The sequence below is a fragment of the Bradyrhizobium sp. AZCC 2230 genome, from assembly GCF_036924495.1.
Lineage (GTDB): Bacteria > Pseudomonadota > Alphaproteobacteria > Rhizobiales > Xanthobacteraceae > Bradyrhizobium > Bradyrhizobium rifense.
This window is the reverse complement of the sequence record NZ_JAZHRS010000001.1, coordinates 4179810-4204552: the sequence shown is the minus strand read 5'-3', so window position 1 is coordinate 4204552 and position 24743 is coordinate 4179810. Positions and strand designations below refer to the sequence as shown.

General features: G+C 63.6%; 27 protein-coding genes. 9 read left to right on the top strand and 18 right to left on the bottom strand.

Annotated elements, in window-relative coordinates; all coding sequences use genetic code 11:
* Positions 1–25: 25 nt before the first annotated feature.
* The 6 genes from V1280_RS20150 to V1280_RS20125 form a co-directional block, all read right to left on the bottom strand.
* Complete coding sequence (locus V1280_RS20150; protein ID WP_334527786.1) at positions 26–466, bottom strand: DUF1801 domain-containing protein; 441 nt, start codon at positions 464–466, stop codon at positions 26–28.
* A complete protein-coding gene (locus V1280_RS20145; protein WP_187436872.1) occupies positions 463–675 on the bottom strand; it encodes a hypothetical protein in 213 nt (70 codons plus the stop codon). The genes V1280_RS20150 and V1280_RS20145 overlap by 4 nt, the downstream gene beginning before the upstream one ends.
* Before the next feature lie 46 nt (positions 676–721).
* Positions 722–1153, bottom strand: coding sequence for an SRPBCC family protein (locus V1280_RS20140; RefSeq protein ID WP_334527779.1), 432 nt, complete (start codon positions 1151–1153; stop codon positions 722–724).
* On the bottom strand, positions 1150–1473 hold the full coding sequence (locus V1280_RS20135) for an ArsR/SmtB family transcription factor (RefSeq protein ID WP_334527776.1): 324 nt from the start codon (positions 1471–1473) through the stop codon (positions 1150–1152). The genes V1280_RS20140 and V1280_RS20135 overlap by 4 nt, the downstream gene beginning before the upstream one ends.
* A gap of 86 nt (positions 1474–1559) precedes the next feature.
* Positions 1560–2009 carry a DsrE family protein gene (locus V1280_RS20130; protein WP_334527773.1) on the bottom strand — a complete coding sequence of 150 codons (450 nt, stop codon included), beginning with the start codon at positions 2007–2009 and terminating at the stop codon, positions 1560–1562.
* Positions 2010–2107: 98 nt separating this feature from the next.
* On the bottom strand, positions 2108–2728 hold the full coding sequence (locus tag V1280_RS20125; protein ID WP_334527770.1) for a hypothetical protein: 621 nt from the start codon (positions 2726–2728) through the stop codon (positions 2108–2110).
* A gap of 192 nt (positions 2729–2920) precedes the next feature.
* Between V1280_RS20125 and V1280_RS20120 the strand changes: the two genes are divergently transcribed.
* From V1280_RS20120 to V1280_RS20110, 3 genes are all read left to right on the top strand, one after another.
* Positions 2921–3505, top strand: coding sequence for an STM3941 family protein (locus tag V1280_RS20120; RefSeq protein WP_334527767.1), 585 nt, complete (start codon positions 2921–2923; stop codon positions 3503–3505).
* Between the two features lie 288 nt (positions 3506–3793).
* Positions 3794–5323: an SUMF1/EgtB/PvdO family nonheme iron enzyme gene (locus tag V1280_RS20115; RefSeq protein ID WP_334527764.1), complete on the top strand. Its 1530-nt coding sequence runs from the start codon at positions 3794–3796 to the stop codon at positions 5321–5323.
* 17 nt (positions 5324–5340) lie between these two features.
* The gene (locus V1280_RS20110) at positions 5341–5787 is read left to right on the top strand and encodes a DUF4399 domain-containing protein (protein WP_334527761.1); all 447 of its coding nucleotides are present in this window, start codon (positions 5341–5343) and stop codon (positions 5785–5787) included.
* A gap of 98 nt (positions 5788–5885) precedes the next feature.
* On the opposite strand, the gene V1280_RS20100 is transcribed toward V1280_RS20110, so the two are convergent.
* The 11 genes from V1280_RS20100 to pqqA form a co-directional block, all read right to left on the bottom strand.
* Positions 5886–7217 (bottom strand): adenylate/guanylate cyclase domain-containing protein, encoded by a 1332-nt coding sequence (locus tag V1280_RS20100; protein ID WP_334527758.1) that lies wholly within the window; start codon positions 7215–7217, stop codon positions 5886–5888.
* A gap of 123 nt (positions 7218–7340) precedes the next feature.
* The gene (locus V1280_RS20095; protein WP_148772803.1) at positions 7341–8396 is read right to left on the bottom strand and encodes a 2-oxoacid:ferredoxin oxidoreductase subunit beta; all 1056 of its coding nucleotides are present in this window, start codon (positions 8394–8396) and stop codon (positions 7341–7343) included.
* Positions 8393–10240, bottom strand: a complete 1848-nt coding sequence (locus V1280_RS20090) for a 2-oxoacid:acceptor oxidoreductase subunit alpha (protein ID WP_334527753.1) — start codon at positions 10238–10240, stop codon at positions 8393–8395. The genes V1280_RS20095 and V1280_RS20090 overlap by 4 nt, the downstream gene beginning before the upstream one ends.
* Positions 10210–12009, bottom strand: coding sequence for an FAD-dependent oxidoreductase (locus V1280_RS20085; protein WP_334527750.1), 1800 nt, complete (start codon positions 12007–12009; stop codon positions 10210–10212). Before V1280_RS20085 ends, V1280_RS20090 begins: the two co-directional genes overlap by 31 nt.
* Positions 12010–12247: 238 nt before the next feature.
* A complete protein-coding gene (locus V1280_RS20080; RefSeq protein WP_334527747.1) occupies positions 12248–12925 on the bottom strand; it encodes a hypothetical protein in 678 nt (225 codons plus the stop codon).
* Between the two features lie 25 nt (positions 12926–12950).
* A complete protein-coding gene (gene pip, locus V1280_RS20075; protein ID WP_334527744.1) occupies positions 12951–13937 on the bottom strand; it encodes a prolyl aminopeptidase in 987 nt (328 codons plus the stop codon).
* Positions 13927–15120 carry a pyrroloquinoline quinone biosynthesis protein PqqE gene (gene pqqE / locus V1280_RS20070; RefSeq protein ID WP_334527741.1) on the bottom strand — a complete coding sequence of 398 codons (1194 nt, stop codon included), beginning with the start codon at positions 15118–15120 and terminating at the stop codon, positions 13927–13929. The genes pip and pqqE overlap by 11 nt, the downstream gene beginning before the upstream one ends.
* Positions 15117–15428, bottom strand: a complete 312-nt coding sequence (gene pqqD / locus V1280_RS20065; protein WP_334527739.1) for a pyrroloquinoline quinone biosynthesis peptide chaperone PqqD — start codon at positions 15426–15428, stop codon at positions 15117–15119. Before pqqD ends, pqqE begins: the two co-directional genes overlap by 4 nt.
* Positions 15429–15440: 12 nt before the next feature.
* The gene (gene pqqC, locus V1280_RS20060) at positions 15441–16220 is read right to left on the bottom strand and encodes a pyrroloquinoline-quinone synthase PqqC (protein WP_334527736.1); all 780 of its coding nucleotides are present in this window, start codon (positions 16218–16220) and stop codon (positions 15441–15443) included.
* A complete protein-coding gene (gene pqqB, locus V1280_RS20055; RefSeq protein ID WP_334527733.1) occupies positions 16217–17146 on the bottom strand; it encodes a pyrroloquinoline quinone biosynthesis protein PqqB in 930 nt (309 codons plus the stop codon). The genes pqqC and pqqB overlap by 4 nt, the downstream gene beginning before the upstream one ends.
* Before the next feature lie 119 nt (positions 17147–17265).
* Positions 17266–17346 carry a pyrroloquinoline quinone precursor peptide PqqA gene (gene pqqA / locus V1280_RS20050; protein ID WP_007595659.1) on the bottom strand — a complete coding sequence of 27 codons (81 nt, stop codon included), beginning with the start codon at positions 17344–17346 and terminating at the stop codon, positions 17266–17268.
* A 249-nt stretch (positions 17347–17595) separates the two neighbouring features.
* Between pqqA and V1280_RS20045 the strand changes: the two genes are divergently transcribed.
* The 6 genes from V1280_RS20045 (at position 17596) to tarD (ending at position 23160) form a co-directional block, all read left to right on the top strand.
* Positions 17596–17853 (top strand): DUF6894 family protein, encoded by a 258-nt coding sequence (locus V1280_RS20045; protein WP_334527730.1) that lies wholly within the window; start codon positions 17596–17598, stop codon positions 17851–17853.
* Between the two features lie 313 nt (positions 17854–18166).
* The gene (locus V1280_RS20040; protein ID WP_334527727.1) at positions 18167–19438 is read left to right on the top strand and encodes an IS110 family transposase; all 1272 of its coding nucleotides are present in this window, start codon (positions 18167–18169) and stop codon (positions 19436–19438) included.
* Positions 19439–19623: 185 nt separating this feature from the next.
* Positions 19624–21024 (top strand): amidase family protein, encoded by a 1401-nt coding sequence (locus tag V1280_RS20035; protein WP_334527724.1) that lies wholly within the window; start codon positions 19624–19626, stop codon positions 21022–21024.
* 2 nt (positions 21025–21026) lie between these two features.
* Positions 21027–21503: a glutathione peroxidase gene (locus V1280_RS20030; protein ID WP_334527721.1), complete on the top strand. Its 477-nt coding sequence runs from the start codon at positions 21027–21029 to the stop codon at positions 21501–21503.
* On the top strand, positions 21500–21757 hold the full coding sequence (locus tag V1280_RS20025) for a DUF3297 family protein (RefSeq protein WP_027529356.1): 258 nt from the start codon (positions 21500–21502) through the stop codon (positions 21755–21757). Before V1280_RS20030 ends, V1280_RS20025 begins: the two co-directional genes overlap by 4 nt.
* Before the next feature lie 233 nt (positions 21758–21990).
* On the top strand, positions 21991–23160 hold the full coding sequence (gene tarD, locus V1280_RS20020; protein WP_334527716.1) for a D(-)-tartrate dehydratase: 1170 nt from the start codon (positions 21991–21993) through the stop codon (positions 23158–23160).
* 192 nt (positions 23161–23352) lie between these two features.
* Here tarD and V1280_RS20015 read toward each other — a convergent pair whose 3' ends face one another.
* Positions 23353–24495, bottom strand: a complete 1143-nt coding sequence (locus V1280_RS20015; protein ID WP_334527714.1) for a DUF418 domain-containing protein — start codon at positions 24493–24495, stop codon at positions 23353–23355.
* Positions 24496–24743 lie beyond the last annotated feature (248 nt).

The window sequence follows — 24743 nt, the reverse complement described above, 5'->3', positions numbered from 1 at the left end:
CCGGCCCGGCCCGGCTTTTCTTGGCTTAGCTCTCCTTGGCCGGCTTCTTCTTGGCCTTGGACGCGTTCAGCGCCACGGCCGCGCGGATCAGCGCCTTCAACGCCTTCTCGTTGATCTCAGTGCCCTCGGGAATATCGATCGCGCGCCGCACATTGCCGTCGAGACTGGAATTGAACAGGCCGGCCGGATCATCCAGCGCCGCGCCGTTGGCGAACGTCAGCTTGACCACGGCCTTGTAGGTCTCGCCGGTGCAGATGATGCCGTCATGCTCCCACACGGGAACGCCGCGCCATTTCCATTCCTCGACCACGTCGGGATCGGCCTCCTTGATCAGCGCGCGGATTCGCCTCAGCGTTTCGCCGCGCCAGTCGCCGAGCTCCTTGATCCTGCCGTCGATCATCTTGGAGGGCGACGGTCCGTCCGCGTCCTTCGCGCTGGTCTTCTTTGCGGTCACCGCCTTTTTCATGATCGCGCCTCGCTGCGACGGCCAAGATAGGGCAGCGCGAACAGATAGAGCCCGGTCGCGAGCAACGGGATCAGTGGCACGAAGGCCAGCAACCCGATCCACGTCGCCTGAACCTGCATGGTCAGCGCAACGATGTTGGCGATGACGGCAAGCGTGAAAGCAAGCGACAGCCAGCGATGGATCTGTCGAATCCACATGTTCGAACTCATTGAGGGTCTCCGGTGAGAATATTGGAAATGGACGCCGGTGGCGGGGCTATTCGGCCCGCGCCAGCAACTCGTCCAGCCTGGTGAAAAACTGCTTCCAGCCGGCATGCGCGCCGCCATAGGCCTGCTTCTGGCTCGGACGGAAGCCCGCTTGTTCGACACGCAGATGCGTGCCTGTGCCTTGCGGGGTGAGCGTGAACGTCACCACGCTCTTGAGGTCGTAGGCCGCGTCCTCATGCGTGAAATTCCAGGTGTAGGCGAGCGATCGCTGCGGCTCGATGGCGAGCACCTCGCAATCCAGCACGCCACCCCACTCGCCGCGGAGATTGAAGCGGTGACCGACCGTCGGCTTGAAGTCGTTCTTCATCAGCCATTCCTCGATCAGATGCGGCTGCGTCAGCGCGCGCCACAGCCGCTCCGGCGGATAGGCAAATTCGCGCTCGATGACCACGGAACGTGTTTCGGTCGCAGCCTCAGTCATTGGTCCATCCTCTTCAGCAAATCGTCGAGCGCATCGAGCCGGTTCTGCCAGAAGCCCGCCATCTGGCCGGTCCAGTCGATCAGCGGATTGAGCGCACCGGGCTGCGCGCTGTAATGGGTCTGGCGTCCTTCATGGCGATCGCGCACCAGGCCCGCCTGCTTCAGCGCGCCGAGATGTTTTGAGACCGCCGGTTGGGAAACGCCGGATCGCACCGTCAGTGCCCCGACCGTCTGCTCGCCCTCGCGGCACAGCCGCTCGAAGATCGCCCGTCGGGTCGGGTCGGCGAGCGTCCGGAACAGGAGATCAGGGGTGGGAGACATGCGAATCCATAACTCGTAGGTTATGGATTAATTCATAACCATGGAGTTATGAATATGTCAAGCGCCGTGTGGGTCGGGGGCTGCTGCTACGGCCGCAAATACAGATACCCCTGCGACTGCAGCTCGGCCAAACGAACCACGCCGCCTTTCTCGGCACTCACGAACCCCGGCAGCAGATCCGTCAGCGTGATGTTCTGTGCCTTCATCGTGTTGCTGCAGGCGGCGAGCTCGACGCCGTCCTTGGAGAAATCGCCGATCCGCTTGCTGATGTCCGGATTGGCCTGCGCCGAGTGGAACGCCTTCAACGCCGGTCCGTGGGTCACCAGCGCGATCGTGACATGGCCGGGACCGCCGACGCCGTCGATGTGGTTCTGGATGTTGCCGAGCACGAAATTGACCTTGTCGGCGTCGCTGAGGTGATAGACGACCTTGAGCTTGTTCGACGGCGCGGCTTCAGTCGCAGCCTTGGCGCGCGAGGCGGCGAATGCTGCGCCCAGCGCCGAGACGGTGCTCCACAAGATGTTCCGGCGGTTCATGGCGATCTCCTTCAAAGCATGATCCGGAAAAGTGTGAAGCGGTTTTCCGGCAAGATCATGCGCAAACAACAACTGCAACTGGCTTTGCCGGAGACATATCACTTGTGGCGGAGCGCGGCGAGTTCCTTGCGGTCGTATGCAAGCGCAGCACACTCGCTGTTATCGGTCCGCTCGAGGCGGAAGATCCCGTCATCGCTGCCGGCGACCAGGGCCCGTTTGTCGTCTTCAGTTGCCTTGTTGTGCAGCCAGACCCTGATGCTTTCCAGCCGCACGATGGCAGATTTGTCGTCCTTCGACAGCGCGATGCCGAGGCCGCCGCCCTCGCAATCGACGCCGCAGCCGAGGCGGACCTCGCTGCCGTCCTTGGTGAGCACGGTGTGGTGGCAGGAGCCGCTGGAGTCGAAATCGCCGTTGCGGTGTCGGTACCGGAAGCCAATCCGGAAGGAGTTGTGCAGCTGCTTGTCTTCTTCGTAGGTCTCCGCGGACACCAGCAGCTTCATCGAAGCAACCTTCTGCTTCGGATGCTGCGCCAGATGCTCGGCATCGTAGCGGCGGACAAAGCAGGCATAGGCCGTCTTGCCGGGCGTGCCTGCATACATGCGCGCATTGAAGGTTTCGGCCTCAGCCGGGGTGGCTTCGCGAAAGTCGCCGGCTTCCTCGGCCCGGGCAGCGCCGATGAAAGCGGCAAATGCAATTGGGAGGATGAGGGCAAACTTCATGGTGCACCGGGCATGTCAGCATTGACGGCCCGCATCGGGACAAGGGGCCAATTGGCCGTTAGTCGCAAGCGGCACAGCCCGCGTTCAAGTCCATTCGCTCCGGCAGCCTCGCGCAAGGTTCCAGGCTTAACCGTTGCAAGGGAGGGGCGTGGATAGACCCCGGATTGTTGCAAATGGCTGGAGGCGATCGAAATGTCCGAAAGTCAAAACTTGCCCAATCTTGCGATCGGCTATTCGCGGGCGCGCCTGCTGACGCTTTTCGGTGGCAGCGGGCTACTGACGCTGCTCTTTGCCGGGCTCGCATTCGCCTGGCAGGAAGGCAAGAACATCACCTCATTCCAGGTCGCCGCCTGCTATGTCGGTGCGGTGTTCTTCGGCCTTGCCACCTGCCGCATGCTCTGGCGGCTGTTCTCCGCGCGGCAGCCGGTGGTCTTCATCAGCCGTGTCGGCATCCGCGACACCAGGCTCGCCGACGAGACCATCGCCTGGAGCGCCGTGCGAAAGATCATGCTCTGGGAGCAGCGCACGCAGAAATTCGTGGTGCTCAAGGTCGATCCACTCATCGCCGAGCGATTCTCCGGAGGATTTGCGACGCAAGCCTTGGTGCTGATGAACAAGGCGCTTGGCGCTGACAGCGTGGTCGTCAAAGCGGGCGGCCTGACCATGAACACCGAAACATTGCTCGAGACCTGCAAGCAATATTGGGGCGCGGGACGACCGGCCCACGCGGACCACGCCGTGCCGGAACCTGTGCCTGCGCCGGAGCCTGTCAGCTAAAGGTCAGGCTTGATTGCTTCCCGGCGGCGATGCGCTCCCTCTCCTCCAAGCGGGAGAGGCTAAGCACTGGCACAGCCTGGCGTTGATCTTCTCCGGCTCCGCGTCGCCTTAGTCGCGGGTTGGGCCAGGAAGGTTCAGGCAACTCATAAGCCCTTGCCCTCCGGAACTCGCTGTCGGCGATTCCTTCGACATTGTTCCAGTTCGTCAATGTGATAGCGTTCACACGCGATTGTTTCTCGAAGTCGTAGGCTGGGGCCGCCTCCTGCAGATTTGTGGAGTCCCCGTGCAATGGGCGAAATTCGCAACTTCAGATCCGGGAATCAGAACGAGCCGCCTCCGCACGGCGGAATGCCTCGTCGTCTCGCAGCCATCATTGTCGGTGACATCGCATCCTACAGCCGCTTGATGCAGGCCGACGAGGAAGGCACGCATGTCCGCGTCAAGCGGATCGAGCGGGACCTCATCGAACCCAGCATCGTCGAGCATCATGGAAGTCTGGTGAAGACCACGGGCGATGGTTTCATCGCCATTTTCGATAGCCCCGTCGAGGCCGTTCGATGCAGCATTGTGATCCAGCAGAACCTCATCGGCCGCAATGCCTCGATTCCGAAGGACTCCCGGATCGAATACCGAATTGGCGTCAACCTCGGTGATGTCATCGTCGAGCCCGACGACGTCTACGGCGATGGCGTCAACATCGCCACACGCATCGAGGGCATTGCCGAGCCTGGTCAGGTCTACATCTCTGGCGCGATCTACGAGCAGATCAAGCACAAGGTGGTGTGCGGCTATGAGTCGCTCGGGGATCGCAAGGTCAAGAACATCACCGATCCCGTGCGCGTCTATCGCGTGCTGCCGGACGCAGATGCAGTCGGCAGGACGCGTGGCCGGCGCGAGAATACCTTGATCTTTCTCCTGGGCATCACGCTGCTGGTGATTGCCACGGGCGTGCTCTGGTATTTGCTGGCGCAGACCGGCAGGGTGGGCGAGCAGGTCGCCACGCCGACCGCTGCTCCGGCCGCGTCACCGATCCCCCAGCCGTCACCGCGCGAGGCGGCGACACAGACGCCGCAACCGTCTCCCTCAGTGGCCTCAGCGCCTGCGTCGCCCACTCCGGCGCCCAGCCCACCGGCAGCGGCACCGCTCCGTGAACCCGAAATGATCGCCATTCGCGGCGGCAGCTTTGCGATGGGGAGCAACGATGACCCGACCGAACGTCCTGTTCACCAGGTCACGGTCAAGCCATTCTCGATCGGAAAATATCCGGTGACGGTGCAGGAATGGAACGAATGCGCCGCCGCCAAGGCGTGCGGATTCACGGCCATCGGCAAGGACGGCGCGCCGATCACCAATGTGAGCTGGGCCGACGCGCAGCAATATGCCGCCTTCCTCGTGCAGACGACGAAGAAGCCTTACCGGCTCCCAAGCGAAGCCGAATGGGAGTATGCGGCGCGCGGTGGGACGTCGACCAAGTATTGGTGGGGCGACAAGCCCCAGCAGGGCATGGCCGGGTGCAAGGACTGCGGCGACGCCGTGGCCGAGCAGCCGGCGAAAGTCGGCAGCTTCAAGCCCAATCCTTTCGGTCTCTACGACATGGGCGGCGGCGTCGACCAATGGGTCGAAGACTGCTGGCACAAGACCTATCAGGGCGCGCCCAATGACGGTTCGGCGTGGAGCGGCGGGGACTGCAGCTCGCACGTCCTCCGCTCGGGCTCCTGGAAGAACGACTTGAGATACGTACGGCCGTCCAACCGCGACGGTTACGATACCAATGTGCGTTACCCGACGCATGGATTCCGCGTCGCGCTCAGTCCTTAACTGCCGGAGTAGATTCGATGCAAATCCTTCGCTGCCTTGCGCTGTCGGCGGCGCTCGCGTTGCTCCCGGGTGTCGCCTTCTCGCAGGGTAAGACTGCTCCAAAGGACGCGAAGGTCTATTTTATCACCCCGTATGACGGGCAAAGGGTGCGCGGCGCATTCCTGGTCCGGTTCGGCTTGCGCAACATGGGTGTGACGCATGCCGGCGACGACTATCAGAATGCCGGCCACCATCATCTGCTGGTCGACGTCAACGACCCCATCGATCCCAAGGAGCCGATCCCGCAGGACAAGTCGCATCTGCATTTCGGGGCAGGGCAGACAGAAACGACTCTCGATCTTCCGCCGGGCACGCACACCCTCCAGCTGGTGCTGGGCGATGCGAAGCATTATCCGTTCGACCCGCCTGTCGTCTCGGACAAGATCACCGTGCGCGTCAGGCAGCCGTCTCAGCGCGGCAAATGATCAGCGCAGGCTGGGCTCTCGCCCGGGACGCGCGCTGCAACTGGCGTTGGGCGATGCCAAGCACAGTCCGTTCGAGCCGCCCGTCGTTTCGAGCAAGATCACGGTGCGGGTGAGATAGAGCTCTCGGCGGCAAAGATTTGCCATTCGCCGGGAACGCCCTTCAGTGGCGTGACACCACGGCTACCAAAGCGAAGGCCCGACCCAGCGACGAGATCCTTCACGGTGCTCGACACCAATACTTCCCCGGCGCCGGCCAGCGCCGCGACCCGCGCCCCGATGTGGACGGCGATCCCGCCGACATCATCGCCGATGATCTCGCATTCGCCCGTATGCAGGCCGGCACGGATATCGATGCCCAGCGACCTGACTTCATCAGCGATCGCTCGAGCGCAACGGACCCCGCGCGCAGGCCCGTCAAACGTCGCGAAAAACCCGTCGCCGGTGGTCTTGATCTCGTGGCCCCGGAAGCGGGTGAGGATGCCGCGGACCATGGCGTGATGGTCGTCAAGCAGGGCGCGCCAACGACGATCGCCGAGGCTGGCGGCCTTTTCAGTCGAACCCACGATATCGGTGAACAGCACCGTTGCCAGCACGCGATCAGCCACTGCGGAACCACGTGCTCCCGTCAGGAATTCCTCGATCGCATCGGAAATGTCGTCGGCGTTCTCGCCGACATAGAAGAGGTGATCGCTCCCGGGAAATTCCGCCAGACGCGCTCCGGGAATTTTCGCGGCGACGTCGCGCCCGCCCGCGACGTTGACGACCTGGTCCCCGGTCCGGTGGATGACGAGGGTTGGCACACGAACCGCCGGCAATACGCCGCCGATCTCGATCTGGCTGTTCATGCGCATCAAGGCCGTCACTGCGGCAGGGCTGGCGCCCAATCGCTCGTTGCGCCCCCACCAGCGCTGGAACGCGGCGTCGTTCGCCCGCGACGGTGCGAACTTCTGAATGCTGCCGCCGGTGCCCCAGGCTTTCTCGACATAGCCGAAGAATGCCGCGAGCGCCTCGTCGGTCGCAAACCAATAGGAGAAGCGCGAAAAGCTGCCGTAAAGCACGAGCGCGCGGCAACGATGCGGATAGGTGGCCGCAAACAGAATGGAGAGTGGCGCGCCCTCCGAGATTCCGAGCAGGGCGGCCTGCTCGATGCCAGCCGCATCCATCACCGCACGCAGATCGTCCATGCGCACGTCGAGACCCGGGAGTTCGCTGACGCGATCGGATCCGCCGGTACCTCGCTTGTCGAAGGTGACGACGCGCGCGTAGCTCGCAAGGCGGGTCAGGAAGCGAGCGAGGTCGGGTTGGTCCCAGTAGTTCTCGACGTTGGACACGAAGCCCGGCACCAGAACAAGGTTGATCGGACCGTCGCCGAACGCCTGGTAGGCAACGTGAACGTCTCCGCTCCTGGCGTACTGCGTAACCGGCTGCATACGTGATCCCTGCCTGCAGGGCTGACCATAGCAAACAAGATCTGCAGACGGAAAGCCGTCACTTTGGTCCAAAAGGCTAAGGCGCGCTCGGACGAACGCGCCTCGGAATCGCGACGCCGGTTTCTAGCGCAAACTGGCGTTGAACTTGTCCAGCGCCGCCGAGCCCGGGCAGAGCGTGTCCGCTTCCAGCGTGTTGAGCGGCGTCTCGACCGTGTTGAGATGGCTGTGCAGATCTTCCGCGTCGGGATCGACGTAAAGCAGACCGGTGACGATCTGGCCCTTGGCGGCGTGCCGCGCGAGGAAGGTCTGGGCGCCGAGCCGGTCATGCGGATCGTAATCGGCATCGATCTTGCGCAGCGCGATCTTGCTGCCGTCATGCTGCTCGACCACCTGCACCGTGCCCGGCGCATAGTCCACCGCGATCGGATCGCGGCCGACCAGCACGTCCAACCGGTTCACCGCATCGTTGTGCTCGCGGACATAATCAAAGCTCTTGGTCGAGCCGGCATGGTTGTTGAAGGCGATGCAGGGGCTGATGACGTCGATGAAGGACGCGCCCTTGTGGCCGATCGCAGCCGCGATCAGCGGCACCAGCTGGGCCTTGTCGCCGGAGAACGAGCGCGCCACGAAGGTCGCACCGAGCTGCAGCGCGATCGCGACCAGGTCGATGGCGTTATCAGTGTTGGTGACGCCTTTCTTGGACTTCGAGCCGCGGTCGGCGGTGGCCGAGAACTGGCCCTTGGTCAGGCCGTAGACGCCGTTGTTCTCGACGATATAGGTCATGTTGACGCCGCGCCGGATCGAATGCGCGAACTGGCCGAAGCCGATCGAAGCGGAATCGCCGTCGCCGGAGACGCCGAGATAGATCAGATCGCGATTGGCGAGGTTGGCGCCTGTCAGCACGCTGGGCATGCGGCCGTGCACGGAGTTGAAGCCGTGCGAATTGCCGAGGAAATAGTCCGGCGTCTTCGACGAGCAGCCGATGCCGGAAATCTTCGCCACGCGGTGAGGCTCGATCGAGAGCTCGTAGCAGGCCTCGATGATCGAGGCCGTGATCGAGTCATGGCCGCAACCGGCGCACAGCGTCGAGATTTTTCCTTCGTAGTCGCGATGGGTGTAGCCGAGCTCGTTCTTCTTCAGCCCGGGATGATGAAATTTCGGCTTTGCAATATAGGTCATGATACGGCCTTGCGGAGCGGGGTCACCTTAAGGTGATCCTGGTGGTCGCCAATGGCTTTTGCGATGTAGCGGGCGGTGATCGGTGAGCCGTCGTAATGCACGATCGGCACGAGGCGGACGGGATCGATGCCGTTCTCGTTGACGATGAGCTGACGGAGCTGGCTGTCGCGGTTCTGCTCGACCACGTAGACGAAGTCGTGCTCGGCAAGGAAGCTCGCCACGCTCGAGTGGAACGGGAAGGCGCGGATGCGCAGGCGGTCGAGCTGATGCCCGCGCGCCTCGAGCATCCCGATTGCTTCGTCCATCGCCGGCGAGGTCGAGCCGAAATAGATCACGCCATATTTGGTCGGCCGTTCCGCATTGGCTTGCAGCGGCCGCGGCACCAGGTCCTGCGCCGTCTCGAACTTGCGTACGAGCCGCTGCATGTTGTCCGCATAAACCGAGCCTTCCTCGGAGTAACGCGCATAGCGATCACGCGAGGTGCCGCGGGTGAAATAAGAGCCCTTGGTCGGATGCGTACCGGGATAGGTGCGGTAGGGGATGCCGTCGCCGTCGACGTCGAGGTAGCGGCCGAAGTCGCGGCCCTCTTCCAGCATTTCCGTGGTCATCACCTTGCCGCGGTCATACTGCTTGGAATCGTCCCACTTCAAGGGACGGCAGAGCCGGTGATTCATGCCGATGTCGAGATCGAGCATCAGGAAGATCGTGGTCTGCAGCCGCTCGGCGAGATCGAAGGCGGCCGCCGCGAACTCGAAGGCCTCCGCCGGATCTTCCGGGAACAGCAGCACATGCTTGGTGTCGCCATGCGAAGCATAGGCGCAGGCGATGATGTCGCATTGCTGGGTGCGGGTCGGCATACCCGTGGAGGGGCCGGCGCGCTGGATATTCATGATCACGGCCGGGATCTCGGCAAAGTAGGACAGGCCGATGAACTCGGTCATGAGGGAGATGCCGGGACCGGAGGTCGCGGTGAAGGCGCGCGCGCCATTCCAGGAGGCGCCGATGACAATACCGATCGAGGCCAGCTCGTCCTCGCCCTGCACGATCGCGTATTTCGCCTTGCCGGTTTCGGGATCGTGCCGGAACTTCTTGCAATGGGCGGTGAAGGCTTCTGCCACGGACGAGGACGGTGTGATCGGATACCAGGCGCACACGGTGGCGCCGCCATAGACGGCGCCGAGTGCGGCGGCACTGTTGCCCTCGATGAAGATCCGGTCGCCGACCTTGTCGGACTTCTTCACCCGCAGCCCGAGCGGACACTTCAGGTTTTGCAGCGCCCAGTCGCGGCCCAAATGCAGCGCATGGACGTTGGAGGACAAGAGCTTCTCCTTGCCCTTGTACTGCTCGCCGATCAGCTGCTCGATCAGCTTCGGGTCCATGTCGAGCAGCGCCGAGAGGCTGCCCAAATAGATGATGTTCTTGAACAGCTGGCGCTGGCGCGGATCGGTGTAAGTCGAATTGGTGATCGCAGTCAGCGGCACGCCGATCACGGTGATGTCGTCGCGGAATTTCGTCGACGGCATCGGCTTGGTGGAATCGTAGAACAGATAGCCGCCCGGCTCGATGCCGGCGACGTCCTTGTCCCAGGTCTGCGGATTCATCGCCACCATCATGTCGACGCCGCCGCGGGCGCCGAGATGGCCGGCTTCGGTGACGCGCACCTCGTACCAGGTCGGCAGGCCCTGGATGTTGGAGGGGAAGATGTTGCGCGGGCTCACCGGCACGCCATGACGCAGGATCGCGCGCGCGAACATCTCGTTCGCGCTGGCCGAGCCCGAGCCGTTGACGTTGGCGAAGCGGACGACGAAGTCGTTTACGCTGCTGATCGGCTTTTTGTCGGACATGCTGAACCTGCTTGAGTCATCTCGATCAAATATTTCTGCATGTCCCAGGCTCCAGTGGGACAACGCTCGGCGCACAGCCCGCAATGCAGGCAGACATCCTCGTCCTTGACCATGACCCGCCCGGTCTTGAGGTCCGAGGAGACGTAGAGGTCCTGGTCCGGATGCGGCGAGGGCGCCTTCAGGCGCTGCCGCAGATCGGTTTCCTCGCCATTCTCCGTGAAGGTGATGCAGTCCATCGGACAGATGTCGACGCAGGCGTCGCACTCGATGCAGAGCGAAGTCGAGAACACCGTCTGCACGTCGCAATTCAGGCAGCGATGCGCTTCGCCGAGCGCGAGCTTGACGTCGTAGCCGAGCTCGACCTCGGTGCGGATGTCCTTCAGCGCGATCACCTTGTCGCGATGCGGCACCTTGAAGCGTTTGTCGTTGGAGATGTCGTTGTCATAGCTCCATTCGTGGATGCCCATCTTCTGCGAGGAGACATGCACCTCCGGCAACGGCCGTTCGGTGATGTCCTCGCCCGACAGCAGCTTGTGGATCGACAGCGCTGCGTCGTGGCCCTGCGCCACCGCCCAGATAATGTTCTTCGGACCGAATGCGGCGTCACCGCCGAAGAACACTTTCGGGTTGGTCGAGACGAAGGTCTTCGGATCGACCTTGGGCATGTGCCATTTGTCGAACTCGATGCCGCAATCCTGCTCGATCCAGGGGAAGGCGTTCTCCTGGCCGACCGCGACCAGCACGTCGTCGCAGGGAATCGTCTGATCGGGATCGCCCGAAGGCACCAGATTGCGGCGGCCTTTTGCGTCGTATTCGGCTTTGACGTGCTGGAAAGTGACGCCGATGAGCTTGCCGGCGACATGCTTGAATTCCACCGGCACCATGTAGTTGAGGATCGGAATATCCTCGTGGATCGCGTCTTCCTTCTCCCAGGGCGAGGCCTTCATCTCCTCGAAGCCGGAACGCACGACCACCGTGACTTTCTCACCGCCGAGGCGACGCGCGGTGCGGCAGCAATCCATCGCGGTGTTGCCGCCGCCGAGCACGATCACGCGCTTGCCGATCTTGTCGGTGTGGCCGAACGACACGGACGATAGCCAGTCGATGCCGATATGGATATTGTTCGCAGCTTCTTTTCGGCCGGGAATGTCGAGCTCGCGGCCGCGCGGCGCGCCGGAGCCGACGAAGACTGCGTCGTATTTCTCGGCGAGCAGGGCCTTCATGCTCTCGATGCGGTGGCCGCCTTTGAACTCGACGCCGAGGTTGAGGATGTAGCCGGTCTCCTCGTCGATGACCGAATTGGGCAGGCGGAATTTCGGGATCTGAGTCCGCATCATGCCACCGGCTTCGGGATCACCGTCGAACACGGTGCAGTGATAGCCGAGCGGCGCGAGATCGCGCGCCACCGTCAGCGACGCCGGGCCGCCGCCGACGAACGCGACGCGCTTGCCGTTCTTCGCGGTCGGATGCGGCAGGCGCTGTCTGATGTCGTCCTTGAAGTCGGCCGCGACGCGCTTGAGGCGGCAGATCGCCACCGGCGTTTCCTCGACGCGTCCGCGTCGGCACGCCGGCTCGCAGGGACGATCGCAGGTGCGTCCCAGAATTCCGGGAAACACGTTCGATTTCCAATTGATCATGTAGGCGTCGCTGTAGCGGCCTTGCGCGATCAGTCGGATATATTCGGGAACCGGGGTGTGTGCAGGACAGGCCCACTGGCAATCGACCACTTTGTGAAAGTAGTCGGGGGCCGCGATATCGGTCGGTTTCATTCCTACCCTGTCCGCGCAGGCTCAAAGACCCGGCGGCCTTTTCTTGAGCTTGTCGAACGCTTAACGCGCCGCGATCTGGTTTCTGAATGACGTCATTGGGTTAGCTTATTAGAACCGTTCCCAAGTACAACGGCAAATTTGGGTGATCACCGGCTTTCATGGGAGCTGCGCGCGCACAGCATTAACGGCCGCGCGCAGCAATGCGGCGGTGCAATATGTTGCGTTGCGAGTAGCTACTTCAGCCCTGCGCGATATCGCTCTTCGCGAGATCCCACATCAGCCTGTAAGTGCCGACAGAGATCGGCAGCGGGAAGGGCGCCGCAGCCGGACCGGTGAAGCGTTCGGCGATGACGGCGGAGACCGCGCCGACATGCGTGCCGTCGATCAGCACGAACCAGTCGCGCGCGCCTTCGTTGCGCACCGCCGGAATATCCGCCGTTGCGCCGGACAATTCCGGCTCGCTCTCGAGCAGATGCATCGAGATGATGCCTTCGCGATCCCCATGCGCCAGCTTCTCTTGCAGTGCATCACGCCATGCCGCCGCATTGTCGGCCGTAGGGCGCAGCCGCACCAAGCCGAGTGCCGCGCCGCGGCCGGTGCCCTTGCTGATGGTGGTGCGCGCGACCACGCGCAACATATTCTTGAAATGCGCCATGGTACGCCGCGACCATTCGGTCTGGTTGGCGAGCCGCGCCCGGTAGGCGGGACTGTCGAGCACGTCGAGCGTCGCGGTCGAATACAGCGACAGATATTTGGGGTTCGCCGCGTGCGCGACATAGCGCCGCGCTTCCAGAAATCCCTCGATCGCGACGCGCTCTTCCAGATGCTCGCGATCGTACCAGCGATTGAAATCGGCTTCGTCGCTTGCGTCAATGTTCATCGACGTCAGCAGCATGCCCGTCCCGGCGAGCGGCATTTTCTTGTTGTCCTTGTTTCGCGCGCTAGCGCGCGGCCTTCGACGCGAGGTCGGCGATCGACTTCATGACCGCGTCCCTCACGCCGGCATCATAGAGCGAATGTCCGGCTTCTTCCACGATCCGAATCTCGGAACCCGGCCATTCTTTCGCGAGCCGCGCGGATGTCTCAGGAGGGCACAGCAGGTCGTACCGGCCCTGCACGATGATGCCGGGAATGCCGGCGAGCCGGGGCGCGTTTCGCAACAGCTGGTTCTCGGCCATGAAGCTGTCATTGATGAAGTAATGTGCTTCCATGAACGGTGTCGCGGGCAATGTGCGCCAGACGTTCAGCGAGGCCAGGTCGATCCGCGCCTTTGCCGGCTTGTGCTCCGACAGCGCGCGCTCGGTGTCGTGCCAGGCGCGCGAGGCAGGTCCATGCACGGCCGGATCGGCGTCGAGGATGCGGCGATAATAGGCTGCCACCGGCTGCGCACGTTCCTCCGGCGGCAGCACGCTCAGAAAATCCTTGTGCAACGCCGGATAGAATTGAGCCAGGCGCGAGGTGAAGGCCGTCTCGACCTCTGCCTGCGTGCCCAGAAAGGTCGCACGCAGCGCGATGCCGGAGACGCGCTCGGGATGGGCCTGCGCATAAGCCAGCGCCAGCGTCGCGCCCCAGGAGCCGCCGACCACCATCCAGCGTGTGATGCCGAACTTTTCGCGGATCTTCTCCATGTCCGCGATCAGATGCGCCGTCGTGTTGTGCTCGCGCGATCCTTTCGGGCGGCTGCGGCCGCAGCCGCGCTGGTCGAACAGCACGGCATGCATACGCTCGGGATCGAACAGGCGGCGATGATCCGGCTGGCAGCCGCTGCCGGGCCCGCCATGCAGATAGATGGCGGGGATGCCGTCGGCGCGGCCGACGCTCTCGACATAGAGCTCGTGGCCGTCGCCGACGTCGAGCATGTCGGAGGTCAGGGGGGCAAAGGGATCGGCACGTCTGGCCGATGCGGCCGCGTCGGCGTCAGGCGTCATTCCCGGATTCCAGAGTGCCGCCGGCAAAATTGCGATAGAGGAAGCGGTTGGTCTCGCCCTCGGCCTCGCGCTCGGCCTGCTTGAAGATGGTCTCGTGCAGCGGCGACAGCGCGCAGGCCGGGTCGGTGTTGGCGGCGTCACCCGTCAGCGCAAAAGCCTGGCAGCGACAGCCGCCGAAATCGATCTCGCGGAATTCGCAGGACTTGCACGGCTCCTTCATCCAGCCGGTGCCGCGATAGCGGTTGAAGGCGTCGGAGTTCTGCCAGATCCAGGCGATCGAATGGTTGGAGCGCACGGATTCGAAGTCGAGCCCGGTGATGCTTTCGGCGGCGTGGCAGGGCAGCACCTTGCCGGCTGGCGAGATGTTGAAGAACTGCCGGCCCCAGCCGCCCATGCATTTCTTCGGCCGCAGCGCGTAATAGTCAGGAACGACGTAGTCGATCGCAAGCGTCCCCTTCAGCCGTTCGCGCGCGTCCTCGACGATGCGGGTGCATTCATCGAGCTGCGCGACCGTCGGCATCAGCGCGGCGCGGTTCTTCAGCGCCCAGCCGTAGTACTGGACGTTGGCGACCTCGAGCCGGTCGGCGTCGAGATCGATCGACATCTGGATGATGTCGGGGAGCTGGTGCAGGTTCTGCCGGTGCATCACCGCGTTCACGGTGAGCGGAAGGTCAAGGTCGCGCGTCCATTTTGCCACTTCGAGCTTCTTGCGGTGCCCGTTCTTGTAGCCGGCGACGCGATCGGCGAGGCCTTCTTCGATGCCCTGGAATGAGATCTGCACGTGGCAGAGCCCGGCGTCGGCCAGCTCGCTCAGCCGCTCGCGCGTCAGCAGCACGGCCGAGGTGATGAGGTTGGTGTAGAGGCCGACGTCGCTCGCGTGCTTGACCAGTTCGACCAGATCCTTCCGCGCCGTCGGCTCACCGCCGGAGAAATGGACCTGGAGCACGCCGATCTCGGCGAGCTCGCTCAGCACCTTCTTCCATTCGTCCGTCGTCAGCTCCTTGCCGGAGCGGTCGAGCTCGACCGGGTTGGAACAGTAAGGGCATTGCAGCGGGCAGCGATGGGTGATCTCCAGCAGCACGGCGAGCGGAATGCCGAACGTCTCCGCCGTCGAGCGGGTCTTCTCCAGCACCGCGAGGCTGTCGCTTGTGTCAGGTGGGATGGTCGGGAGCACATCGCTCATGGCGTCTTCTCCCGGGCCTCGGTCAGGAAGCCCTTGTCGGCGAGATCCTGCAGCATGACGATGACGTCGGCCAGGATCGCCTCGCGCGGTGCGGCGTATTTCGCCGCCAGCTGATCGGACACGTCACCGACATTGCGCTTGCCGTCGCACAGCTGCAAGACCTCGACCGCGATCTCGTCCGGCGCCAGCACGCGTTCCGGCGCCAGGATCACCCAGACCTTTCGCGTGTCGTCATATCTCAGCTTGGCATGCCGCGGCAGCACGGGGCGGCTTGCCTCGCTGACGCTGATGTTCCGCGGCCCGGCCATCGCTCTAGTTCCCTAACTCGCTTTGGGCACGAACGCGCCCGGCGGAATGTTGCCCTCGACATAGGCGTGCTGCAGCGCGTCCAGTTGCACCCATAGCACGCTGGTCTTGAAGATCAGCGCATTGCACACCTGCGCGCGCTGCTCCGGTGTCGTGGCATGCGCCTTGACATAGTCGAGCGCAAAGCCGGCATCGCGCGGCGCCTGCGCCAGCCGTCGCTTGAAATAGCTCATGATGTCAGGATTGACGAAGTCGTAATGCTCCAGCATCCCGGAGATGCGCTCTTCGTGCAGGTTCGGCGCGAACAATTCGGTCAGCGAGGACGCGATCGCCTCCAGCGGCGATTTTTCGCGGCAGTAGTGGACGTAGGCTTCCACCGCAAAGCGCGTCGCCGGCAAGATGCCTTCGGTCGATTCCACATAAGCCGTGTCGAGCCCGAGACCTTCGGTCAGCTTCAGCCAGCGCTCGATGCCGCCCTCGGAGCCGACATCGCCGTCATGGTCCTCGATGCGGTGGCGCCATTCCAGCCGCGTGGCGCGGTCGCGGAAGCGCGAGATCACCACCGCGTCCTTGATCGGGATCGTGCTCTGGTAATAGTAGCGGTTCAGCGCCCAGGCCTGCACCTGGCCCTTGCTGAGCTTGCCGCCATGCAACAGCTTATGAAACGGATGCAGGCTGTGATAGCGCGTGGCGCCGATGTGGCGCAACGTCGCCTCCAGCTCCTCTGCCGAGTTGAGCCTGATGTCCTTGCCAACAGAGAGCGCAGTCATTCCAGTCATGGACGCGGCATTCACAGCACGATCTCCGTTCCGTCGGCGGGTATCTGCCAGCCCGCTTCTTCAGCGGCCTTGCGCTCGGGGGACGAGGGCAGCAGCGCCGGGTTCGAGTTGTTGATATGCAGAAACATCTTCCTGTCGATAGTGAGGTCGGCCAACCGCGCAATCGCGCCATCGTGACCGGACATCGCGACATGGCCCATGCTCTTGCCGGTCTTGTGGCCGAGCCCGCACCTGATCATCTCGTCGTCCTGCCAGACCGTGCCGTCGAAGAACACCAGCGCGGCGCCGTCGATCTCGGCCTTGAGCGCATCGGTCACCTCGGCGCAGGCGGCGATGAAGAAAAAGCACTTGCCGGTCGACTTGTCGGTGATCTTCAGGCCCAGCGTATCGCCATCGCCGCTCTCGCCTCCCGGATGCGCCTTGCCTTCGAGATACCAGGCCGGCTTGCCCGGCACCGCAAACGGCAGCACCTCGAGGCCGGAGCGCGCACCATCGGTGAGACGCGGCTCGAACGGCTCGCTGATCCCGATCGGCTGGCGCCTGACGTTTGTCTCGCTCAGCACGTTGAAGATGCTGTTGCTGGCCAGGATCGCCAGCACCTTCTCATGCGCATAGACCGTGAAGGGCGAGCCCTCGCGCATCGAGAGCAGGCCCGCCACCGCATCCACTTCGCTGTTGGTCAGGATCACGCCTGCAACAGGCGTATGGCGCAGGCTGCCCTCCTTGGGATGCAGCTGCGGCGTGGCATTCAATTGCTGGCGAAGGTCGGGCGAGGCGTTGATCAGGAACCAGTGCTCGCCGTCGCCGCTGAAGGCAACCGAGGCCTGGGTTCGATAAAGCTCATGGCCGTGGTGACGGGCTGCCCGGCAGCCTTCGCAACCGCAATTCCATTGCGGGACTCCGCCGCCGGCCCCGGCGCCCAGGACGACGACGCGAAGCATGATCCGTCTCCTGGAAGCAACGTCGCCAGGTGGATCCTCAGGCCAACACAGTTTCCATCATCCGGAAACCGATCGTGACCGGCAGACCCACCTGCGCAAAACGCGTACTCACCAACCGCTCACTTGCGGGTGGCGCTCACATACATGTTGATTTCCATGCCGCAGGGCACTTCGACGATCTTGGGGGCTTTCCAGGCCATTTTGGCTCTCCATTTTCGCGATTTCGGACGTGTACGCCCGAGGGCTAAGTTAATGCGGGCACAAAAGTTCGCCAGTGAAATTTTCCCGAGAAAGCCATGTTGCGCCGCGAAAAACGCGCCTGGAACGCCAGTTTCTGCCGATGCAGCCTTGCGCCTGGCGTATTCGGTCGCGAACCCTGTCCTGATAAAGCAGTTGTGAGCGCAGTGCAGCTTTCAATCCGGTACAGGCGACCCAAGTGGAATTCGGTGATGCCCAAATATTTCTTCAACACCCGTATCGGCGATGAACTGATCGTGGATCCCGAAGGCGAGGATCTGCGCAACCCCGATCGTGCCTGGGAGGTCGCCCGCCAGATGATCCTGGAGGTGGTGAAATCCGAGGGCGCCCAGCCGGCGCTCATGGAGGCGGTGATCGAGGTCACCGACGTCGAAGGCGACATCGTGCTGGAATTCCCCTTCACCGAGGCGCTGCTGGACATCCCGGACCAGTCCGCGACGCGGCACTAGAGCGGACTGGTCATCGGGGCGGCGAGCGAGGCCCACCGCTCTCTCCCCGTCATTGCGAGTTGGGACCGGCGTTGAGGAGCCGACGCGCGCTGGATGAAACTGTCCGAGCGGGTGCAAATGCGGTATTTTGAGACGCCGTCGGCAAAGAGGTCGATTACTCTCTGGTGCGTGAGAGCCCGGTTGCGAGTTGGACCCGGGTTGCCTGGATGACCCACACTGGCGCGGAGGGGCCGCATGGCCCTGGAGCACGCTTCCTAGCATTCTTTTTTGACAGGCGCCTATGCCGCCGGCGCAAACTGTCGAGGAGATGAGCATGGATATTCTGTACGAGCGGGTGGCAGGCCTGGATGTGCACAAGGACACGGTCGTGGCCTGTGTGCGGATCATGATTGATGGCAAGGCGCGGCGGGAGTGCCGGACCTTTGCGGCCACGACGGAGCAGCTTGTGATGCTGCGAAGGTGGCTGGAAGAGAGCGGATGCACGCATGTGGCGATGGAGGCGACGGGCGTCTACTGGATGCCGGTGTTCCGGATCCTGGGCGAAGGCGCCTTTGGATTGATTGTCGCCAATGCGGCGCACATCAAGAATGTGCCGGGACGCAAGACCGACATGAACGATGCGATGTGGATCGCCGACCTGTTGGCCTGCGGGCTGATCAAGGGCAGCTTCATTCCGGAAGAGCAAGTGCAGGAGCTGCGTGCGCTGACACGGACGCGCAAGCAACTGGTTCGCGAGCAGACGCGGCACGTGCAGCGGATCGAGAAGACGCTGGCAGAAGCCAATATCAAGCTCAATTCGGTGATCTCTGACATCATGGGCGCGAGCGGCCGGCGGATCATCCAGGCGATGATCGAGGGCGTGCGCCAGCCAAACAAGCTCGCCGAGTTTGCCGGTAAGCAGATCAAGGCGTCGCCGAAGGAGCTTTACGATGCCCTGCACGGGCGCCTGACGGATCACCACCGCTTTCTGCTCGCGCTTCATCTGCAGCAACGCGATGGTCTGGATGAGACGATTCGCAAGCTTGATGTCGAAATCGCTCAGCGGATCGGCTGCATGGAGGCGGAGGTAAACGGCAGCAAAACCCCCTTTCGCCACTTGATCGGACTTCTAAGCACGGTCCCCGGGGTCAGTGCGGTGGCGGCGCCGGCAATTTTGTCCGAGATCGGTGCCGACATGAGCCGCTTCCCGACTGCTGGCCATCTCGTTGCCTGGACCGGCCTGTGCCCCGGGCAGAATGAAAGTGCCGGCAAGCGCAAATCCTCGCGCCTGCGCAAAGGGGCGCCGTGGCTCAAGACGATGCTCGTTCAATGTGCCTGGGCCGCCAAGCGCAGCAAGGACAGCTACTATCGAGCTCAGTTCTACCGACTGCAGGCCAGGCGCGGGCCACAAAAAGCCATCTGCGCCGTCGCCGCCTCGATCCTCACCGCCATCTACCACATCCTCAAGGACGGCACCGAGCATCGTGACCTCGGCGCTGGCTACTTCGACCGCCGGCCCGCCGCGGCCAAAGCGAGCCGACTGGTAGCAGGCCTCAAAAAGCTCGGCTTCTCCGTCCAACTCCAGCCCATCGCGGAGGCTGCCTGACATCAGTTCGCCAGTAGTTTCTTCCTAGCGGTAGCGAAGCAATCCAGACTGTCCCCGCGGAGGCAGTCTGGATTGCTTCGTCGCAAGGGCTCCTCGCAATGACGGGGAGGGGGTTTTCCCTGCGAAATCCGCATGGCTTTGCCGCGTTCCCGGCGCTAAAAGACGCCGGTTACACGGAGCAAATCATGCAAGACCTCTGGCGCCTGTCGGCCGCCGACCTCGCTACCCTCGTCAGGTCCAAGAAAGTGTCCGCCCGAGAGGCGGCCAAGGCCGGCCTCGACCGCCTGGACGCCGTCAATCCCAAGCTCAACGCGGTGATCGACCACCGGCCCGAGGACGTGCTCAAGCAGGCCGGCGCCGTCGATGCCGCCATTGCCAGGGGCGAGGACCCCGGCGTGCTGGCCGGCGTGCCCGTCACCATCAAAGCCAATGTCGACCAGGAGGGCTTTGCCACCACCAACGGCCTCAAGCTGCAGCGCGACCTGATCGCGCGCGAGGACAATCCGGTGGTCGCCAATTTCCGCAAATCGGGCGCCGTTCTGCTCGGCCGCACCAATTGCCCGGCCTTCTCCTACCGCTGGTTCACCACCAATCTGGTCCATGGCGACACCAGGAACCCACGCGACGCCGCGCTGACCCCGGGCGGCTCGTCCGGCGGCGCTGGCTCGGCGGTCGCGGCCGGTATCGGCCATATCGCCCACGGCACCGACATCGCCGGCTCGATCCGCTATCCCGCCTATGCCTGCGGCGTGCATGGCCTGCGCCCGACCTTGGGCCGCATCCCCGCCTTCAACCCGGCGCTGCCGGAGCGCCCGATCGGGCCGCAGATCATGGCGGTATCGGGACCGCTGGCGCGCACCGTGAATGATTTGCGCATCTCGCTCGCCGCGATGTCGGCGCGCGATGCGCGCGACCCCTGGTATGTGCCGGCGCCGCTGGAAGGCCCGGCCGTGCCGAAGCGCGCCGCGCTCTGCCTCAACCCGGATGGACTTGCGACCACGCCAGAGGTGAAGGCCGCCGTCACCGACGCCGGCAAGCGGCTCGAGCGTGCCGGCTGGACCGTCGATGTGATCGAGAACACCCCGCCGATGCGCGAAGCCGTCGAGTGGCAGAGAAAACTCTGGCTCGGCGATGCCTACGAGGCCCAGCTCGACATGGCCGAGCGCGAGGGCGATCCCGGCGCGCTGGCGTGCCTGCGCGGCAACCGCGCCAAGGTCACGCCGATGGATCAGGCCAATTACGCGCAGGCGCTGACCCGCCGCGCCGCGCTGACCCGCGACTGGATGCTGTTCTTCGAGAAATATGCGGTCGTGCTGACGCCGGTCTCCGGCGAGCTGCCGTTCCCCGACCATCTCGACCGCAAGGACGCCGCCTCCTTCGAGCGCGTCTGGGAGGCGCAGTTGCCGCAGATCGCGACGCCGTTTATGGGATTGCCGGGGCTCGTGGTCTCGACCGGCCTCGTCGGTAAGGCGCCGGTCGGCGTGCACATCGTCTCCGGCCGCTATCGCGAGGATCTCTGTCTTCTCGCCGGCGAAGCGATCGAGGCGGGCGGCGTGCCGCCGTCGCCGATCGACCCCGTGGGTTAGCGATGTCTGCGATCTACGACTTCAAGGCCAATTCGCTTCTCGGCGACGAAGTGCTGATGCGCCAGTTCGAGGGGCAGGTGCTCTTGATCGTCAACACCGCGAGCAAATGCGGCTTCACGCCGCAATATCGGGGCCTCGAAGATCTGCATCGCGATCTCTCGCCGCGCGGCTTCTCGGTGCTCGGCTTTCCCTGCAACCAGTTCGGCGCGCAGGAGCCGGGGCAGGCCGCCGAGATCCAGGCGTTCTGCTCGACCCATTACGACATCACCTTTCCCTTGTTCGAGAAGATCGACGTCAACGGCGCCCACGCGCATCCCTTGTATGAGTACCTGAAACACCAGCAATCCGGCCTGCTGGGCGCCTCCATCAAATGGAATTTCACCAAATTCCTGGTGGACCGTGCCGGCCAGGTGATCGCGCGCTACGCGCCGACCGCGCGGCCGGAAGGATTGCGGCAGAAGATCGAGACCCTGTTATGAGCGAGACAATCATGAGCGACGAATTTCCCGACCGCCTGTCGGTCGACCCGAACAGCCCCTATTACAACGCCGACATCCTGTCGCGCGACGTCGGCATCCGCTTCAAGGGCGTCGAGAAGACCAATGTCGAGGAGTACTGCATCAGCGAAGGCTGGGTCCGCGTCGCCGCAGGGAACGCCAAGGACCGCTACGGCAATCAGCTGACCATCAAGGTGCACGGTCCGGTGGAGCCGTATTTCAGGGATAAGAAGTGACGACGAAGCCGTCATGGCAATGACGATGTGGAGGCACCGCGCGTCCAAATGCATCCCCGTCACCCTGAGGTGCTCGCCTCTTCGGCGAGCCTCGAAGGGCGACGGCCCGGCTGCAGCTCGGCCGTTCATCCTTCGAGGCTCTCCGTAGGACGCGATGCGTCCCACGGCTCGCACCTCAGGATGACGGGGAGACAGTCGACGAACTTCCTCTAGACCATCGAAAGCCGACCCCCATGTCCGTCCGCATCGTCGATGTTCGCGAGATCACAAAGCCGATCTCGTCCCCGATCCGCAACGCCTATATCGACTTCACCAGGATGACGACGAGCCTCGTGGCCGTCGTCACCGACGTCGTGCGCGACGGCAAGCGGGTCGTCGGCTACGGCTTCAACTCCAACGGCCGCTACGGCCAGGGCGGCCTGATCCGCGAGCGCTTTGCCGCGCGCATCACGGAGGCCGATCCGAAATCTCTGCTCAACGCCGCCGGCGACAATCTCGACCCCGACAAAATCTGGGGCGCGATGATGACCAACGAGAAGCCGGGCGGCCATGGCGAGCGCTCGGTCGCGGTCGGCACCATCGACATGGCGGTGTGGGATGCGGTGGCGAAGATCGCAGGAAAACCGCTGTTTCGCTTGCTCGCTGAGCGTCACGGCCTGACAGCCAATCCGCGCGTGTTCGTCTACGCCGCCGGCGGCTATTACTATCCCGGCAAGGATCTCTCGGCGCTGCGCGGCGAGATGCGCGGGCATCTTGATCGCGGCTACAATGTCGTGAAGATGAAGATCGGCGGGGCGCCGATCGATGAAGACCGCACCCGCATCGAGGCGGTGCTGAAGGAGATCGGAAAGGACGCGCAGCTCGCGGTCGACGCCAACGGCCGCTTTGATCTCGAGACCGGCATCGCCTACGCCAGAATGCTGCGCGATTATCCGCTGTTCTGGTACGAAGAGGTCGGCGATCCCCTCGACTACGCGCTGCAGGCCGCGCTTGCAGAGTTCTATCCGGGCCCGATGGCGACAGGCGAAAACCTGTTCAGCCATCAGGACGCGCGTAATCTCATCCGCTACGGCGGCATGCGCCCCGACCGCGACTGGCTGCAATTCGATTGCGCGCTGTCCTACGGCCTCTGCGAATACCAGCGCACGCTGGACGTGCTGAAAACCCACGGCTGGTCCCCCAGCCGCTGCATCCCGCACGGCGGCCACCAGATGTCACTCAACATCGCCGCCGGTCTCGGCCTAGGCGGCAACGAAAGCTACCCGGATCTGTTCCAGCCCTATGGCGGCTTCCCGGATGGTGTGCGCGTCGAGAACGGCCACATCACCATGCCGGACCTTCCGGGCATCGGGTTCGAAGGCAAGTCCGATCTCTACAATGAGATGAAAGCGCTGGCGGAGTAGGCGAGGCGCGTTGAGACGCGACGGCCGCGCCCCATACTCCCGTCATTGCGAGCGCAGCGAAGCAATCCAGAATCTTTCCGCGGCAACAGTCTGGATTGCTTCGTCGCAAGAGCTCCTCGCAATGACGGCGGAGGGAGCTGGGTCGTCCGCGGGCGCCTTCGTTTGCGATGGACGGTGGCAAGAGATGGCGCGTCACACCGCCCCCGCCTCCGCCACCACCATCGGCTGCCGCACCCCATACATCAACGACCGCCATAGCCATTCGAGCGGGCCGTAGCGGTAGTGGCGCAGCCACCACGTGCTGAAGCGGACCTGTGCGGCGTAGACGATGAGGCCGATGGCAAGCGCCGGGGTGATGCCGAGCCGGCCGAACAGGCCGAGGCCGTAGCCGTAGAAGATCCAGCCGAAGATGATGGATTGTGCGACGTAGTTGGTGAAGGCCATCCGGCCCAACGGCGCGGCCCAGCCGAGTAGCCGCTTGCCGCGCTCGAAACTTGCAACGAAGAGGATCGCGGCACCATAGCCCAGCGCCAGCACGATGGTGCCGAGCGGCTCGAGGCCGCGATAAAGCAGGCCTGCGCCGAGGCCGATCGCGGGCAGCGCGATGGTGAATAGCCCACGGGCATTTTGCACGATGCCGCTGCGCCATGCCAGCGCGCCGACCAGAAACAGCCCGATCGTGCGCAGGAAGACGAAGGCGTGCAGGGAGGCGATGAGGGGAATTTCGCGCAGACGGAACGCCAGCACGTCGAGGTAGCCGCCGGTCGCATAGATGCGATTGGCACCCATGACGTCCTGCCAGATCGCAGCCCTGCTCGGAAACAATCCCGCCGGCGGAAAGGCTAGCATGGCCAGATACAGCGCGAGAGACACCAGCGCGGCGAGCGTCAGCAGCCAGCGCGGACCAAACAGGAACGGCAGCACGATGAATCCGGCCAGCGCATATTCGGTGAGGATGTCGCCGTTCCAGATCAGGCACAAATGGATGACGCCAAATACCAGCAGCACGGCGAGCCGGCGCACGAGCAGCGCGGTGCGGCGCTCACTGGTCGCGAGCCGGTCGAATTGAATGGCGAGGCCTGCGCCGAACAGCAGCGAAAACAGCGCAAATGCCTTGAGCTCGACGGCCTGGGTCAGGATCGTCTCGATGGCACGATCGATTGGCGACGCCAGCATCTTGGGCCCAAGAAACTGGTCGAAGATCGAAATGCGAAATTCCATCACGAGGTTGATGGCCATGACGCCGAACAAGGCGATGCCCCGCAGCACGTCGATGGCATCGATCCGCTCCGCGGCGGGCGTCGGCGTGGGGATTTCGGCGCTATCGGACGTCATGGAGGAATTCCAATTGTAGCTCAGCGACGCGCGGTGAGGGACGAGGGGCCGCCACATTCTCTGTCATTGCGAGCGAAGCGAAGCAATCCAGAATCTTTCCGTGGACGCAGTCTGGATTGCTTCGTCGCATCAGCGCAAAATTGCTACGACAATTTTGTCGCGAGCTCCTCGCAATGACGAGTCCGCGATAGCGCGTTTTGCTCGCAATCATCTTTGGGTTGTGATATCGTGAAAGCTCTCATCAATTG

Excerpts from the sequence above, each read along its gene's own strand:
- V1280_RS20125 (WP_334527770.1), bottom strand. The coding sequence starts at position 2,728 with ATGAAGTTTGCCCTCATCCTCCCAATTGCATTTGCCGCTTTCATCGGC.
- V1280_RS20090 (WP_334527753.1), bottom strand. The coding sequence starts at position 10,240 with ATGTCCGACAAAAAGCCGATCAGCAGCGTAAACGACTTCGTCGTCCGC.
- V1280_RS20150 (WP_334527786.1), bottom strand. The coding sequence starts at position 466 with ATGAAAAAGGCGGTGACCGCAAAGAAGACCAGCGCGAAGGACGCGGAC.
- pqqE (WP_334527741.1), bottom strand. The coding sequence starts at position 15,120 with ATGAGCGATGTGCTCCCGACCATCCCACCTGACACAAGCGACAGCCTC.
- V1280_RS20015 (WP_334527714.1), bottom strand. The coding sequence starts at position 24,495 with ATGACGTCCGATAGCGCCGAAATCCCCACGCCGACGCCCGCCGCGGAG.
- V1280_RS20030 (WP_334527721.1), top strand. The coding sequence starts at position 21,027 with ATGTCTGCGATCTACGACTTCAAGGCCAATTCGCTTCTCGGCGACGAA.
- V1280_RS20115 (WP_334527764.1), top strand. The coding sequence starts at position 3,794 with ATGGGCGAAATTCGCAACTTCAGATCCGGGAATCAGAACGAGCCGCCT.
- V1280_RS20085 (WP_334527750.1), bottom strand. The coding sequence starts at position 12,009 with ATGAAACCGACCGATATCGCGGCCCCCGACTACTTTCACAAAGTGGTC.
- V1280_RS20095 (WP_148772803.1), bottom strand. The coding sequence starts at position 8,396 with ATGACCTATATTGCAAAGCCGAAATTTCATCATCCCGGGCTGAAGAAG.
- V1280_RS20035 (WP_334527724.1), top strand. The coding sequence starts at position 19,624 with ATGCAAGACCTCTGGCGCCTGTCGGCCGCCGACCTCGCTACCCTCGTC.
- V1280_RS20110 (WP_334527761.1), top strand. The coding sequence starts at position 5,341 with ATGCAAATCCTTCGCTGCCTTGCGCTGTCGGCGGCGCTCGCGTTGCTC.
- V1280_RS20140 (WP_334527779.1), bottom strand. The coding sequence starts at position 1,153 with ATGACTGAGGCTGCGACCGAAACACGTTCCGTGGTCATCGAGCGCGAA.
- pqqB (WP_334527733.1), bottom strand. The coding sequence starts at position 17,146 with ATGCTTCGCGTCGTCGTCCTGGGCGCCGGGGCCGGCGGCGGAGTCCCG.
- V1280_RS20120 (WP_334527767.1), top strand. The coding sequence starts at position 2,921 with ATGTCCGAAAGTCAAAACTTGCCCAATCTTGCGATCGGCTATTCGCGG.
- V1280_RS20080 (WP_334527747.1), bottom strand. The coding sequence starts at position 12,925 with ATGCCGCTCGCCGGGACGGGCATGCTGCTGACGTCGATGAACATTGAC.
- V1280_RS20135 (WP_334527776.1), bottom strand. The coding sequence starts at position 1,473 with ATGTCTCCCACCCCTGATCTCCTGTTCCGGACGCTCGCCGACCCGACC.
- V1280_RS20130 (WP_334527773.1), bottom strand. The coding sequence starts at position 2,009 with ATGAACCGCCGGAACATCTTGTGGAGCACCGTCTCGGCGCTGGGCGCA.
- V1280_RS20145 (WP_187436872.1), bottom strand. The coding sequence starts at position 675 with ATGAGTTCGAACATGTGGATTCGACAGATCCATCGCTGGCTGTCGCTT.
- pqqD (WP_334527739.1), bottom strand. The coding sequence starts at position 15,428 with ATGGCCGGGCCGCGGAACATCAGCGTCAGCGAGGCAAGCCGCCCCGTG.
- V1280_RS20040 (WP_334527727.1), top strand. The coding sequence starts at position 18,167 with ATGGATATTCTGTACGAGCGGGTGGCAGGCCTGGATGTGCACAAGGAC.
- V1280_RS20100 (WP_334527758.1), bottom strand. The coding sequence starts at position 7,217 with ATGCAGCCGGTTACGCAGTACGCCAGGAGCGGAGACGTTCACGTTGCC.
- tarD (WP_334527716.1), top strand. The coding sequence starts at position 21,991 with ATGTCCGTCCGCATCGTCGATGTTCGCGAGATCACAAAGCCGATCTCG.
- V1280_RS20045 (WP_334527730.1), top strand. The coding sequence starts at position 17,596 with ATGCCCAAATATTTCTTCAACACCCGTATCGGCGATGAACTGATCGTG.
- V1280_RS20025 (WP_027529356.1), top strand. The coding sequence starts at position 21,500 with ATGAGCGAGACAATCATGAGCGACGAATTTCCCGACCGCCTGTCGGTC.
- pqqA (WP_007595659.1), bottom strand. The coding sequence starts at position 17,346 with ATGGCCTGGAAAGCCCCCAAGATCGTCGAAGTGCCCTGCGGCATGGAA.
- pip (WP_334527744.1), bottom strand. The coding sequence starts at position 13,937 with ATGACGCCTGACGCCGACGCGGCCGCATCGGCCAGACGTGCCGATCCC.